12 protein-coding genes are annotated in these 14363 nt (G+C 72.4%); 9 read left to right on the top strand and 3 right to left on the bottom strand.

Annotation, left to right across the window (positions count from 1 at the left end):
* Nucleotides 1-227: 227 nt before the first annotated feature.
* Together metH and F4559_RS22590 are read left to right on the top strand one after the other, a co-directional pair.
* Nucleotides 228-3815: a methionine synthase gene (gene metH / locus F4559_RS22595; protein WP_184671738.1), complete on the top strand. Its 3588-nt coding sequence runs from the start codon at nt 228-230 to the stop codon at nt 3813-3815.
* 75 nt (nt 3816-3890) lie between these two features.
* Nucleotides 3891-4613, top strand: a complete 723-nt coding sequence (locus F4559_RS22590; protein ID WP_184671735.1) for a polysaccharide deacetylase family protein — start codon at nt 3891-3893, stop codon at nt 4611-4613.
* Here F4559_RS22590 and F4559_RS22585 read toward each other — a convergent pair.
* Nucleotides 4610-5137 carry a TetR/AcrR family transcriptional regulator gene (locus tag F4559_RS22585; RefSeq protein ID WP_184671733.1) on the bottom strand — a complete coding sequence of 176 codons (528 nt, stop codon included), beginning with the start codon at nt 5135-5137 and terminating at the stop codon, nt 4610-4612. The two genes, F4559_RS22590 and F4559_RS22585, sit on opposite strands and share 4 nt — an antisense overlap.
* A gap of 78 nt (nt 5138-5215) precedes the next feature.
* Between F4559_RS22585 and F4559_RS22580 the strand changes: the two genes are divergently transcribed.
* From F4559_RS22580 to F4559_RS22550, 7 genes are all read left to right on the top strand, one after another.
* Nucleotides 5216-6394, top strand: a complete 1179-nt coding sequence (locus F4559_RS22580; RefSeq protein WP_184671731.1) for a Rossmann-fold NAD(P)-binding domain-containing protein — start codon at nt 5216-5218, stop codon at nt 6392-6394.
* A 283-nt stretch (nt 6395-6677) separates the two neighbouring features.
* Nucleotides 6678-8216, top strand: coding sequence for a sensor histidine kinase (locus F4559_RS22575; protein WP_184671729.1), 1539 nt, complete (start codon nt 6678-6680; stop codon nt 8214-8216).
* Between the two features lie 28 nt (nt 8217-8244).
* Complete coding sequence (locus F4559_RS22570; RefSeq protein WP_312866004.1) at nt 8245-8889, top strand: response regulator transcription factor; 645 nt, start codon at nt 8245-8247, stop codon at nt 8887-8889.
* A gap of 281 nt (nt 8890-9170) precedes the next feature.
* Nucleotides 9171-10190 carry a hypothetical protein gene (locus tag F4559_RS22565; protein ID WP_184671725.1) on the top strand — a complete coding sequence of 340 codons (1020 nt, stop codon included), beginning with the start codon at nt 9171-9173 and terminating at the stop codon, nt 10188-10190.
* Complete coding sequence (locus tag F4559_RS22560) at nt 10187-10960, top strand: hypothetical protein (RefSeq protein ID WP_184671723.1); 774 nt, start codon at nt 10187-10189, stop codon at nt 10958-10960. The genes F4559_RS22565 and F4559_RS22560 overlap by 4 nt, the downstream gene beginning before the upstream one ends.
* On the top strand, nt 10957-11274 hold the full coding sequence (locus F4559_RS22555; RefSeq protein WP_184671721.1) for a hypothetical protein: 318 nt from the start codon (nt 10957-10959) through the stop codon (nt 11272-11274). Before F4559_RS22560 ends, F4559_RS22555 begins: the two co-directional genes overlap by 4 nt.
* Nucleotides 11271-12362 (top strand): hypothetical protein, encoded by a 1092-nt coding sequence (locus tag F4559_RS22550; RefSeq protein ID WP_184671720.1) that lies wholly within the window; start codon nt 11271-11273, stop codon nt 12360-12362. Before F4559_RS22555 ends, F4559_RS22550 begins: the two co-directional genes overlap by 4 nt.
* A gap of 78 nt (nt 12363-12440) precedes the next feature.
* Here the strand turns inward: F4559_RS22550 and F4559_RS22545 are convergent, their stop codons facing one another.
* Both F4559_RS22545 and F4559_RS22540 read right to left on the bottom strand, forming a co-directional pair.
* A complete protein-coding gene (locus F4559_RS22545) occupies nt 12441-13508 on the bottom strand; it encodes a DUF6923 family protein (RefSeq protein WP_184671718.1) in 1068 nt (355 codons plus the stop codon).
* A complete protein-coding gene (locus tag F4559_RS22540; protein ID WP_184671716.1) occupies nt 13508-14263 on the bottom strand; it encodes a bestrophin-like domain in 756 nt (251 codons plus the stop codon). Before F4559_RS22540 ends, F4559_RS22545 begins: the two co-directional genes overlap by 1 nt.
* Between the last annotated feature and the right edge of the window lie 100 nt (nt 14264-14363).

Below are 14363 nucleotides of genomic sequence, written 5' to 3'. Positions count from 1 at the left end.
CAGGCACCAGCCGTACCCGGTCGGAGGTGCCTGAGCGCGTAATTCGGGGTGTCCGGGCGGCGGACTCGCGTGGTCATCCCAACAGGGGGAACCCGGTGACCGACGGGCGGACGGCACGATAAGGTGGACCGGCCGGTCGAGAGGCGCTGCAACGGGCGAAGGCCCGCCACGCTCGTCCGGCCCTTGGACGACACGAAGGGCGCCTCCCGTCACGCGGGAGGTCACGCATGGGTCGGATCGAGAACCTCAAGAGACTGCTCGACGAACGGCTCGTCGTCCTCGACGGCGCGTGGGGCACGATGCTTCAGGCCGCCGGCCTGACCCCCGCCGACTACCGGCCGGACTTCCTGAAGGACCACCCGCACGACGTCACCGGCGATCCGGATCTGCTCAACATCACCCGGCCCGACGTCATCCTCGACACGCACCGCCGCTACCTGGCCGCCGGCGCGGACATCACCAGCACGAACACGTTCACCGCGACCGGCATCGCGCAGGCCGACTACGGCCTGGAACACCTCGTGTACGACATGAACCTCAACGGCGCACGCCTGGCACGCCAGGCCGCCGACGAGGTCGGCGGGTACGTCGCCGGCTCGGTCGGCCCGCTCAACGTCGCCCTGTCGCTCTCGCCCAAGGTCGACGACCCGTCGTACCGGGCCAAGACCTACGACCAGGTCAAGGCCACCTACGCCGAGCAGATCGCGGCCCTGGCCGAGGGCGGCGTCGACCTGCTGCTGATCGAGACGATCTTCGACACGCTCAACGCCAAGGCCGCGATCGCCGCCGCCCACGAGGTCGCCCCGCACCTGCCGCTGTGGATCTCCGTCACGGTCGTCGACCTGAGCGGGCGGACGCTGTCCGGGCAGACCGTCGGCGCGTTCTTCGAGTCGATCGCGCACGCCGACCCGCTGGTCGTCGGCGTCAACTGCTCCCTGGGCGCGGAGGAGATCCGGCCGCACATCACCGAACTGGCACGCCTGGCCGGCACCTACACCGCGTGCCACCCCAACGCCGGCCTGCCCAACGCCTTCGGCGGTTACGACCAGCAGCCCGAGGAGACCGCGGCCCTGCTGCGCGGCTTCGCCGACGACGGGATCGTCAACGTCGTCGGCGGCTGCTGCGGCACCGGCCCCGACCACATCGCCGCCATCGCCCGTGCCGCGGCCGACGCGCCCCGCCGCGAGCCGGTGCGCCGCGCCGAGGCGACCCGGTTCAGCGGCCTGGAGACGTTCGAGATCGGCGCCGACACCGGGTTCGTCATGATCGGCGAGCGCACGAACGTGACCGGCTCGGCGAAGTTCCGCCGGCTGATCGAGGCGGGCGACCACCAGGCCGCCGTGGACGTCGCCCTCGACCAGGTGCGCGGCGGCGCCAACCTGCTCGACGTCAACATGGACGCGGACCTGCTCGACAGCGAGGCCGCGATGACCTCGTTCCTCAACCTGATCGCGACCGAGCCCGAGGTCGCCCGCATCCCGGTGATGGTCGACAGCTCGCGGTGGAGCGTGCTGGAGGCCGGGCTCAAGTGCCTCCAGGGCAAGGGCGTGGTCAACTCGATCAGCCTCAAGGAGGGCGAGGAGCAGTTCCTCGCCCAGGCCCGGACGATCCGCGAGTACGGCGCGGGCGTCGTGGTCATGGCGTTCGACGAGAAGGGCCAGGCCGACACCACGCGGCGCAAGGTCGACATCTGCGCGCGGGCCTACGACCTGCTCACCGGGACGGTCGGTTTCCCCGCGCACGACATCGTGTTCGACCCCAACGTGCTCGCCGTCGCGACCGGCATCGCCGAGCACAACGGCTACGCCAAGGCGTTCCTCGACGCCATCCCGCTGATCAAACAGCGCTGTCCGGGCGCGCGGATCAGCGGCGGCATCTCGAACCTGTCGTTCTCCTTCCGCGGCAACGACGTCGTGCGCGAGGCCATGCACTCGGCGTTCCTGTTCCACGCCGTGGGCCTCGGCCTGGACATGGGCATCGTGAACGCCGGCCAGCTCGCCGTCTACGAGGACATCCCGCCGGAGCTGCTGGAGCACGTCGAGGACGTGCTCTTCGACCGCCGCGAGGACGCGACCGACCGGCTCGTCACGCTCGCGGAGACCGTCAGCGGCAAGGGCAAGAAGCGCGAGATCGACCTGACCTGGCGCGAGGCCGCGGTCGGCAAGCGGCTCGAACACGCGCTGGTGCACGGCATCGTCGACTACATCGAGGCCGACACCGAGGAGGCGCTGCACGCCTCGGCACGCCCGCTCGACGTGATCGAAGGCCCGCTGATGGACGGCATGAAGGTCGTCGGCGACCTGTTCGGCTCGGGTCGGATGTTCCTGCCGCAGGTGGTCAAGAGCGCCCGCGTGATGAAGCGCGCGGTGGCGTTCCTGGAGCCCTACATGGACGCCGAGTCGCAGGGCCAGGCCCGGCGCAACGGCAAGGTCGTGCTGGCCACGGTCAAGGGCGACGTGCACGACATCGGCAAGAACATCGTGGGCGTCGTGCTGGGCTGCAACAACTACGAGGTGATCGACCTGGGCGTGATGGTGCCCGCGTCGGTCATCCTCGACACGGCGCTGGCCGAGGGCGCCGACGCGGTCGGCCTGTCCGGTCTGATCACGCCGTCGCTGGACGAGATGGTCGGCGTGGCCGCGGAGATGCAGCGCCGGGGCATGAACCTGCCGTTGCTGATCGGCGGCGCCACGACGTCCAAGCAGCACACGGCCGTGCGCATCGCGCCCGCCTACGAGTCCACGACCGTGCACGTGCTCGACGCGTCCCGGGTCGTCGGCGTGGTGTCGGACCTGCTCGACGCGGACCGCGCGGTCACCCTGGCCGCCGCCACGCGCGCCGACCAGCAACGGCTGCGCGCGGAGCACGAGACCCGCCTGCGCACCCCGCTGCTCACGCTGGCCAAGGCCCGCGCGAACCCCGAGAAGGTGTCGTTCGCGGAGGTGCCCGTGCCCGCGTTCACCGGCCTGCGCACGCTCACGCCCGACCTGGCCACGTTGCGCGAGTTCATCGACTGGCAGTTCTTCTTCCTGGCCTGGGAGCTGAAGGGCAAGTACCCGGCGATCCTGGACAACCCGGTCGCGCGCGAGCTGCACGACGACGCGATCCGGATGCTCGACAAGATCATCGCGGACGGCAGCATGCACGCCATCGGCGCGTACGGGTTCTGGCCCGCGCACGCCGAGGGCGACGACATCGTGCTCGACGGGCCGGACCTGCCGTCGTTCCCGATGCTGCGCCAGCAGACCGCCAAGCCCGACAGCCGGGCCAACCGCTGCCTGGCCGACTACATCTCGCCGGACGGCGGCGACCACCTGGGCGGGTTCGCGGTCGCCGTCCACGGCGCCGAGGACCTGGCCGCCGCCTACGAGCGCGACCACGACGACTACCGCGCGATCATGGTCAAGGCGCTGGCGGACCGGCTCGCCGAGGCGTTCGCCGAGTACCTGCACCTCCAGGTCCGGCGCGACTGGTTCGAGCCGGACGCCGATCCCGACCTCGCCGACCTGCACGCGGAGCGGTTCCGCGGCATCCGGCCGGCGCTGGGCTACCCGGCCAGTCCCGACCACAGCCAGAAGCGGGAGCTGTTCACGCTGCTGGAGGCGGAGAAGCTGGGGCTGGCGCTGACCGACTCGTTCGCCATGACGCCGGCGGCGGCGGTGAGCGGGCTGATCTTCGCGCACCCGGAGTCGCGCTACTTCACGGTCGGGCGCATCGGCCGCGACCAGGTCGAGGACTACGCGCGGCGGCGTGGTGCGACCGTGGCCGAGATCGAGCGCTGGCTGCGGCCAAACCTCGCCTACGACCCGTCCTGAGCGATCCGGGTGCGGTACGGGTGCGGTCGGGGAGTGCCCGGCCCGTGACGTGATGCGGTGGGGCATCCTGGGCGGATGCGCAAGTGGGTGGTCGTGGCGGTCGTCGCCGTGCTCGTGGTGGTGGGCACGGCCGTCGGCGGCTGGCGGCTGGCCTCGGCCCGGACGTTCCAGCTCTTCGGGGACCTGACCAGCGCGGTCGAGACCGACCAGCGGGTGGTGGCGCTGACGTTCGACGACGGACCCGATCCGGCGGGCACGGCCGACCTGCTGCGGACGTTGGCGGACAAGGACGTCCCGGCGACGTTCTACCTCACCGGACGGGAACTGGTCGCGCACCCGGACCTGGGGCGGGCGATCGCCGCGGCCGGGCACGAGATCGGCAACCACTCGTTCTCGCACCGGCGGATGGTGCTGGTGACGTCCGACTTCGTCGCCGACGAGGTCGAGCGCACCGACGCCGCGATCCGGGCGACCGGCTACACCGGACCGATCACGTTCCGCCCGCCGTACGGCAAGAAGCTCGTGGCCCTGCCGCACTACCTCGCCCGGCACGACCGTCGGACGGTCATGTGGGATCTGGAGCCGGACTCCTCCCCGGAGGCCGACAAGTCGGCCGAGGCCATCGCCCGGTCCACCGTGGAACAAGCACGGCCGGGGTCGATCATCCTGCTGCACGGCATGTACGCGAACCGGAAGTCGAGCCGGGACGCGGTCGGCCCGATCGTGGACGGCCTGCGCGCCAAGGGTTTCCGGTTCGTCACGGTGTCCGGGCTGCTGGCCCTCGGGTCGGCGCGTTAGGGGCCGAGCGCCGCGCAGGCCGCGTCGACGGCGACGACGCGCAGTTCCGCCACGTCCTCGTCGTGGAACTCCAGCACGCAGTCGGTGAGCCCGCCGAGCGCCACGGTGGCCCTGGTCCGGTCGGCGAGTGACGCGTCCGGGCCGACCAGGACCGCGCGCAACCGGTCGCGCCAGGCCAGGACCCGGTTCACCAGGCCAAGCTCGGACAGTTCGATCAGTTCGCGCAGGACCAGCGTCATCACCTCGCGGTGGCGGTGGTGGAGGTCGAAGTAGCCCTCCAGCACGGCGCGGCGCGTGATCGCGGGCTGTGCCGTCACGTGGTCGACGAAGACGTCGCCGTCGTCGACGAACGGCTGCACGATGCTGCGCACGAGGTCGTCGCGTGACGAGAAGTGGTAGTACAGCGCGGGTTTCGTGATGCCCAGCCGGTCCGCGATCTCCTGGAGGCTGGTGCGGCGCAGCCCTTGGCGGCGGAACAGTTCGCGCGCGACCTCCTGGGCGCGGGCTTTGGTGTCTTTGGGCACCCGCGCAGTCTAGGTGTTTGCGCGTCGGCCGCCGCTCCACTTACCATCCGGTAAGTAAGTTTTCTGGAGGGGGTCTTCGTGAGGGTTCTCGTCTCCGGCGCGAGCATCGCCGGACCGGTCGTGGCCTACTGGCTCGACCACTGGGGGTTCGACGTCACCGTGGTGGAACGCGCGCCGGCGCCGCGCCGGACCGGCGGCCACGCGGTCGACCTGTTCGCGCCCGCGCTCGACGTCGTCGACCGGATGGGCCTGCGGTCCGCCGTGCTCGACCACCGCACCGGCACCGACCGGATCACCCTGCACACGCCGGGCGTGCCGCCCGTGGACGCCCACCTGGCCAAGGTGTTCGGAATGCTGTCCGAGGACCACGTCGAGGTCATGCGCGACGAGTTGAGCGAGGTCCTGCTCGGTGCGTCGTCCGACCGGATCGAGTACCGCTACGGCGACTCGATCGCGGAGTTGGGCGACGACGTCGTGTTCGACAGCGGGACGCGTGAGCGGTTCGACCTCGTCGTGGGCGCGGACGGACTGCACTCGAACGTCCGCCGCCTGGCGTTCGGCGAGGTGCCCGAGCGGTTCGTCGGCGCGTACCTGGCCGTCGCGTCGATCCCGGACGACCCGGACCTGGCCGGCCGTTCGATCGGCTACGTCGACGCCGGCCGCGTGGCCACCGGGTACCGGGCCGGGGAGGACGCGCGGGCGGTGTTCCTGTTCCGCGGTCCGCGGCTCGACTACCACCACCGCGATGTCGAGCGGCAGAAAGCGTTGCTGCGCAAGGCTTTCGCGGGGATGCCCGGCAAGGTGCCCGGCTGGCTGGCCGACCTCGACGGCACGTTCTACTTCGACGGGATCACCCAGGTCGAACTGGACCGCTGGACGTCCGGGCGGGTCGCGCTGGTCGGCGACGCCGGCTACTGCCCGGGACCGGCGGTCGGGGGCAGCACCAGCCTCGCGGTCGTCGGCGCGTACTCCTTCGCCGCCGAACTGGCCCGCGCGTCCGGCGACACGACCCGGGCGTTCCCGGCCTACGAGGCGGCGATCGGCGACTACGTTCGGGCGAGCCGCGGCATGGCGGTGAAGGCGGCCCGTCGCATCATCCCCGCCACCCACCGGGGCGTCCGGACCATGCGGACGGTGCTCCGGGTGCTGCCGAAGTTGCCGGTGTCGTGGGGGAAGGCGCTGGCGAGCCTGGAATCCGACGGCTTTCGCCCGCACGACGCGTACGTGCCACGCCCGGCGCCCGAGCCGGTGCGCTGACACGGCGCGGTGCCGCGAACGCCGCCGTGCCCGGAGCCCGAGTCGGTGCGCCGTCCGCGCACCGCGCAAGTGCGGTCCGGGACCGGCGGCCCGTCCGTCGCGTCGGGCCGGTCGAGCGTCGGAGATCACGACGACCACGGGTTCGAAAGTCGCCACGGCCGATTCCGCCGCCGACCGTCGGCGCCGACCCCCTTGGCGGGAACCGCGCGGAAGAGCCGCCACGGCCGGTTCCGTCGGCGTCGACCGGCGCGGTGGCACCGATCACGGCCGTAAGGTGGCGACCATGGTCGTCCTGTCCGCGATCGTGCTCGTCGGCGTGGTCTACGTGGTGGCCGGTGCATACGCTTACCGGGTCCAGCCGCACAACCGGATCGGTCCGCTGATGGTCCTCATCGGCATCGGCTGGTTCCTGGACTTCACCGTCGACCAGACCGTGTCCTACCCGCTGCGCCTGTCCGCCGCGACGTGGCCCGCGCTGCTGGGCCACGTCCTGGTCGCGTTCCCGTCGGGAAGGCTGCGCACGACACCGCGCCGCCTCGCGGTCGGTGCCGGTTATCTCGAAGCCGTGCTGTTGACCGGCATCAAGTCGTTCGCGCCGGCCGACTCCCCGTGGGCGCACGCCGCCGACGTCACCGAAACCCCGATGACGCTCACCGTCGGCGGCGTGATGCTCGCGCTGCTGATCGCCCAGTGGCGGGTGGCGAGCCCGGCCCAGCGCCGCACGCTCACGTCGATGCTCGGCGCCTCCGCCGTGGCGATCACGTTCTTCGGCGCATGGGAGCCGGTGGGCTTCGCCGACGACATGTCGTCGGTCCTGATCATGACCGTGTCCATGATCGGCATGCCGGCCGCCTACCTGGCGGGCCTGCTGCGCCGGCGCATGGACCGGGGCAAGGTCGCCGACCTCGTGGTCCGCCTCAGCGACGACCGCCACCCGGCGACCGTGCGCGAGGCGCTCGCCGACGCGTTGCACGACCCCGGCCTGCGCATCGGCTACTGGGTGGCCGAGCAGGACCGCTACGTCGACGAGTCCGGTGCCGACCTGGAACCCGCCGCACCGCACGTGCGCACCAGGGTCGACCGCGCCGGCCGGCCGGTCGCCGTGCTGCTGCACGACCCGGTACTCGACCCCGACCTGGTACGGGCCGCGTGCGCCGCCGTCGCACTGGCACTGGAGAACGAACGGCTCACCGCCGAGCTGCGCGCCCGGCTGCGGCAGCTCGCCGACTCGCGGCACCGCGTGCTGCTGGCCGCCGAGACCGAACGCCGCCGCCTCGAACGCGACCTGCACGACGGCGTGCAGCAGCGCCTGCTGTCCGTGGCCATGACGCTGGGCCTCGCGGAGAGCCTGCCGCCGGAGCGGGGACCCGCGTTGGCCGCCGAGGCCAAGACGTCGGTGCTCGCCACGATCGACGACCTGCGCGCCCTGTGCACCGGACTGCACCCGCCCGTGCTGACCGAACGCGGTCTGCGCGGCGCGGTGCGCGAACTTGCCGCGCTCGCCCGGCAGGTGGAGGTCGACTTCGACGTGGACACCCCGCTGCCGCCGCAGGTCGAGACCACCGCGTACTACGTGGTCGCCGAGGCGTTGGCGAACGTCACCAAGCACGCCGAGGCCACCCGGACCCGGATCGGGATCACCGGCCGCGACGGGGTGTTGCTCGTGCGCGTGGACGACGACGGCCGGGGCGGTGCCGACCCGACGGCGGGCTCGGGGTTGCGCGGACTCGGCGACCGGGTCGAGTCGGTGGGTGGCACGATGCGCGTCGTGAGCGAGCCGACCGGGACCAGCGTCCGGGTGGAACTGCCGTGCGGGTCGTGATCCCGTCCGGTCGAGGAGGGGACCGATGGTGCGCGTGGTGATCGCCGAGGACTCGCTGCTGCTGCGCGAGGGGTTGAGCCGGCTGCTCGTCGAAGCCGGTGTCGACGTCGTGGCGGGCGTCGAGGACGGCGACCGGCTGCTCGCCGAGGTCGACCGGCACCGGCCGGACGTGGCCGTGGTCGACATCCGCATGCCGCCCACGCACACCGACGAGGGCCTGCGCGCGGCACTGGAACTGCGTCGCCGGTACCCGGAGACCGGCGTGCTCGTGCTGTCCCAGTACGTCCGGGTCAGCTACGCGGCCGAACTGCTCGACGCGGGCACGGACGGCGTCGGCTACCTGCTCAAGGACCGGGTGTCCGACGTGGCCGAGTTCGTGGCCGCGATCCGCCGCGTCGGTTCGGGCGGCTCGGCGTTCGACCCGGACGTGGTGCGCCACCTGCTGGGCCGCCGCCGCGACGAGCGCGACGACGTGCTGACCGAACGCGAACGCGCGGTGCTCGCGCTGATGGCCGAGGGCCGCACCAACCAGGCCATCGCGCAACGGCTTTACATCGCCGAGCGCACCGTGGAGAAGCACTGCACGGCCATCTTCGCCAAGCTGGGCCTCGCCGCGAGCCCGCACGACCACCGCCGGGTGCTCGCCGTCCTGCGCCACCTCAACGGCGGCTGACCGGGACGTCCGGGGAACGCCCGGTTCGCCGACGGTCCCGCCGTGATGCCCGCCCCCGCAACCCGGCCCGCCTCCGGAACCCGGCCCGCCTCCGGAACCCGGCCCGCCTCCGGAACCCGGCCCGCCTCCGGAACCCGGCCCGCCTCCGGAACCCGGCCCGCCGCCGGGCGGGCGCCGACATCGTCCCGGCGGGTGGCCGCACCCCCGTCGTGCGGCTACCCGCACCACGCCGTGCGGACGACCCGGTTACCGCGAACCCCCGCGCCCGCAAGGCTTGTGGCATGTCGCTACAGGGGCGGATCACGGCGGGCTACCGCACGGACCTCATGCTGGTGCTGCTCGGGACGTGGTTCTCGATCGGCCTGTTCCTCGACGCCTGGGCACACGCCAACGTGCCCGAGCTGGAAACCTTCTTCACGCCGTGGCACGCGGTGTTCTACTCCGGGTTCGCGGCGACCGCCGCGTGGATCTCGTGGGTGGTCTGGCGCAATGTGCAGCGCGGCCACTCGTGGCGCGACGCGGTGCCCGCCGGGTACGGACCGGCGGTGCTGGCGTTGCCGCTGTTCGCGCTGTCCGGTGTCGGCGACTACCTGTGGCACACGTTCCTCGGCATCGAGCGCGGCCTGGACATCCTCTACAGCCCGACCCACCTCGGCCTGATCACCTCCATGATCATCATCCTGAACACGCCGCTGCGCACCGCGTGGGTCAAGCTCGGCGACCGGCCGTCGCCGCGGGAGTTCCTGCCCGCCGCGCTGTCGTTGGCGTTCACCACCTCGCTGGTGCTGCTGTTCGCCGGGTTCGCCGACGCCACGGTGTGGACGTCCGCGGATGTCGTGCGGGCGTTCTCGTTCCCCAAGGGCAACGAGACCCTGTTCACGCTGACGCTCGCCGCGTCGGTCGCGGTGACGAACATCGTGCTGATCGTGCCGCTGCTGGTGATCGCCCGCCGGTTCCGACCGCCGCTCGGCCTGGCCACGCTGGTCTACACGGTGTGCATGCTGCTGAGCACGGCCATCGCCGGGTACGCCAACATCTCCACCGCGATCGGGTTCGTGCTCGCGGGTGTCGTCGCCGACGTCCTGCTGTGGTGGCTCAAGCCGTCCGGTGACGCGCCGGGTCGGTTGCGGTTGTTCGCCGCGCTGTCCTCGTTCGCCACGTGGGCGATCTACTTCGCGGTCGCGGGCATCACCGCGGGCGGCATGCCGAGCGTGACCGAGATGTGGACCGGCGCGCCCGTGCTGGCCGCGTTGCACGGCCTGCTGCTGGCCGCGCTGCTGGTCCCCACCCGCGCGCGATGAGGATCGTCCTGCTGGTGCTGGGTTTCCTCCTGCTCGCCGCGCCGCCCGCGTCGGCGCACGCGGGCGGGTTGCGGCCCAGCGACCGGGTGGCCCGGGTGGTGGCGGTCGAGCCGCCACTGCCCGGCGTGGCCGTCGACATGGTCAACCACGGCACGCAGATCGAGGTCCGCAACCACGGCACCGGCGCGGTGACCGTGGCGGACCGGGTGGTCGAGATCGGTGCCGTGGTGCGGTTCGCCGACGAACGCACCACGCGCGTGGCGTGGGAGATGGCGATCGGACCGTCGGTGATCAAGGGCGTGGCCGAACCGGCGCCCGGCCCGAACCCGTTGTGGTGGGCGGTGATCCCGGCCCTGACGCTGGGCGGGTGGCTGCTCGGCCGGTCCCGCGCGCTCCTCGCGATCGGGGTGGTCGTGGTCGCCAGTGCGCACGTGTGGCACGCGATCGGCTCGACGCTCGTCGTGGTCGGGCAGTCGTTCGTGCCCCTGCTGATCAGCGCGAGCGGGGTCGGCCTGGTGTGCTGGCCGCTCGCGGCGGTCGCCGTCGTGACCGCGGTCCGCCGTCGGCCCGCGACCGCGTTCGTGGCCGCGATCGTCGGCGCGATGCTCGTCGTGGCGGGCATCCCGGACCTCGACAGCTTCCGCTTCGCCTACCTGCCGTTCGCCGGTCCCGCCGACCTGGACCGGCTGCTCGTCGCCCTCACGCTCGGCGGTGGACTCGGTCTCGCCGTCGGCGGATTCGCCCGTATGAGAAGGGAAACGTCCTCGTGATCCGCGTCCTGCTGCTCGCCCTCGTCCTCGTGGCGGGTTGTTCCGCCGGTGCCGCGCCGCCCGCCGGGGACCTGGACCTGGACCTGTTCGCGGACAAGCCGACGCCGCGACGCGTGGAACTCCGCAAGGACTCCAAGGTGAAGCTGACCGTGCACAGCGACAAGCCCGTCGACGTGCACGTGCACGGGTTCGACAAGCTCGCCGAGGCCGACCGCGACCGGCCCGCCCGGCTGGAGTTCACCGCGGACCGCACCGGCACGTTCGACGTCGAGGCCCACCCGGAGACGCTGTTGGCGCAGTTGGTGGTGCGGTGAGCGTTCTCGCGCACGGGGTCGGTTCCCGGCACGACCTGCCGCTGCCCCTGGACCTGGTGCTCCAGGGCGCGGCGGTGGCGTTGCTGGCGTCGTTCCTCGCGCTCGGTCTGCTGTGGACGAAGCCCCGGTTCACGCCGCTGGTCCTGCCCGAGCCCGCCGGGCGGTGGATCGTGCGGGCGGTGGTGGCGGCCGGGCTGCCGTTCGTGCCCGGTGCCGCGTGGCCGCACGTGGTGTTCGTGCTGCTGTGGGTCGGTTTCGCGGTGCTGTCGATGCTGTTCGGCCCGGTGTGGCGGGTGCTCAACCCGTTGCGCCTGGTCGTCCTGGTGGCGCGGGGCCGTCGGTACCCGGAACGCCTCGGCCACTGGCCCGCCGCCGTGACCCTGCTGGCGTTCACCTGGGTCGAACTCGTCGAACCCCATGCCCTGCCGTGGTTCCTGGTCGGCTATGCGGCGCTGAACCTGGCGGGCGGGTGGGTCTTCGGAGCCTCCTGGTTCGCCAACGCGGACGGGTTCGAGGTGTACTCGTCGCTGCTGGGCCGGCTGTCCCCGGTGCGCGGCAACCCGTTCCGCGTGCTCGCCGCGACGCCGCCCGCGCCGGGGCTGGTCGCCGTCGTCGCGGTGTGCCTGGGCTCCACCGCGTTCGACAGCATCGGGGGGACGCCTACGTGGGCCCGGCTGTCACCCGTGCCGGACTGGCTGGGCCTGGTCCTGACGGTGCTCCTGGTGGCGGGTTCGTACCAGCTCGCGACCAGGGGGTTCGCCGCCGCGCTGGCACCCACGCTCGTGCCGATCGTCGCCGGGTACGTGGTGGCGCACTACTACTCGTTGCTCGTGGTCGAGGGCCAACGGGCCGCGGCCCTGCTCCTGCGGATCGACCTCACCCCCGACGAGACACTGGTCGCGCCGCTCGTGGTGTCGTCGGTGCAGATCGGTGCCGTGCTGGTCGGCCACCTGCTCGGCGTGGTCGCCGCCCACGACCGCACGCTCGGCCTGCTGCCCAAGGCCGACCAGGTCACCGCCCAGGTCCCGCTGCTCGTGCTGATGGTCGTCTACACCGCCGGCGGCCTGGCCCTCCTCTTCGCCCCCTGACCCGCGAGTCATACGTTCAGACACCGCGAGTTGTGCGTTCAGACACCACGAAATGTGCATTCGGGCACCGTCGGACGATCAGCGTCGCCGCGCCGAGGCACGGGCCATCGCCCCGGCCGCCAGCACCAGGATCACCACGGCCAGACTCCAGCGGCGTTGGTCGCGGACCAGTCGGGCGGAACCGGACTCCGCGGCGGCGGCCCGTTCCTCGGGCACCCGGATCTCGCGGGACGTCGGGGGTTCGGGCGAGTCCGCCGGCGGCGCGGCGGCCGACGACGGCGGCACCGGCGTCGGGGTCGGCGACGTCGGCGGCACGGTCGACGTGGGTTCCGCCGGCACCGGCGGCGGGTTCTCCGGCGCCGGGACGCCCGGCACCGGCGGCACCGGGGTCGGCGACGGCGGCGGGCTCGGCGGCGGCTCCTCCGGCACCGGCGGCACGGACAGGCACCCGCTCGCGTCGATGGTGTGCAACGGTCCGCCGTACGCGAGCGGCACGGTGCCGCCCGACCCGTCCAGCGCGATCCGCCACAACGTGCTGCGGCCACCCGTCCGGTTGTTGGTCGCGTACAAAGCGTTGTCCCGCCCGAACACCACGGCGCCGTACCCGTCGCCACCGGGCAGGTCGCCCGTGCCGGGCACCTCCCGCACGCTCCCGCTCACGGGGTCCAGCGTCACCACCCGGGCACCGTCCGACGACGTCGACACCCCGTACAGCAGGCCGTCCGCCGGGTTCAGGTCGAAGTCGTCCACCGAGTACCCCAGCGGCGACAGGTGCGTGTCGTCGACCACCGTCAGGTAGTCCGGGCTCGCCGGGTCGACGTCCACGGCCATCAGGTGCGAGCCGGACCGCACCAGGAACCGGTCGCCGACCACGGCGCCCGACTGGACCGCGCGCAACCGGAACTCGGGCGAACGCCGGGTCTCCAGCAGGTGTCCGTTCCGGTCCAGCACCACGAACCGCCCGGCCTCCGTCACGCCGTAGAGCCGGTCCTGCGCGGCCGAGTACCCCAGCGCCGTCACCCGCACCGGCAGCACGCCCAGCGGCCGGGCGACACCGGCGGGCAGTTCGACCCGGAACACGGTGGACGGCCCGTCCTCGTCCGCCGCGACGTGGATCGAGACGCAGAAAGCGAGTTCCGCGAGCATCACAGTCTCGACAGCGCCGCGCTGAACGCGTCCGGCTGCAACTCGGCGCCGCCGCCGAACGGGTTCTGCAACTGGTAGGTCGCGTACAGCAGCAGGGTGATCGTCGCGGCCAGCGTCGCCACGATGATCACGTGCGTGCGCATCAGCGGACCGCCGAACAGCAGCGGCAGCCCGATCGTCAGGATGCCGCCCATCACGAGCACGAACCACACCACGGCGTCCACGCCCTCGGTCGCGGAGTCGAGCCGGGTCTGCCGGGCCTGGTAGACCTGCCACAGCTTGTCGGCGGCCTCGGTCTTGCGGTCGACGAGCCACGCGTCGGTCGCGGGCGCCTCGGCGATCACGCGCCGCAGCCGGTCGAGCGTGCTCCACCCCGCGTCGTCGGACTCGTCGCCGGACCGCATCCGCGGCCACTCCTCGTCGACCACGGTCTCCAGGTACTCGCGGGACAGCCGCCGCACCTCGTCGCCGGTCCGCTCGCCCAGCGCGTCGCCCGCCCACGTGGCCGCGACCAGGCTGTCGGCCTCCTCGTACGAGGCGTTGCCCGCCGCGGCGACACCGTCGAACAACGCGATCAGCACGAACGCCACGAGCACGGCCTGGAGACCGCCGACGATCGTGAAGACCTGTCCCGCCGCCTCGTTGTTCTCCGAGCGACCCTCGTCCGGACCGTACTTGCGGATCACGTACGCCAGCAGGGACGCGAACACGGCGGCGCCGCCGACCCAGAGCAGGCCGGTGGTGTAGACGGACATGGATTTCCCCTCCGTGCCCGTGGTGAACCGTCCCGGACACGCTCCGAAACGTAGTGATCACCTTCGGCGACCCTCAAGGGCGTTCCACCGGTTGCCCACC

The organism is Saccharothrix violaceirubra, from assembly GCF_014203755.1.
Classification (GTDB): Bacteria; Actinomycetota; Actinomycetes; order Mycobacteriales; family Pseudonocardiaceae; genus Actinosynnema; species Actinosynnema violaceirubrum.
Note: the sequence above shows the minus strand (reverse complement) of the source record. Positions and strands in the feature narration are given on the sequence as shown.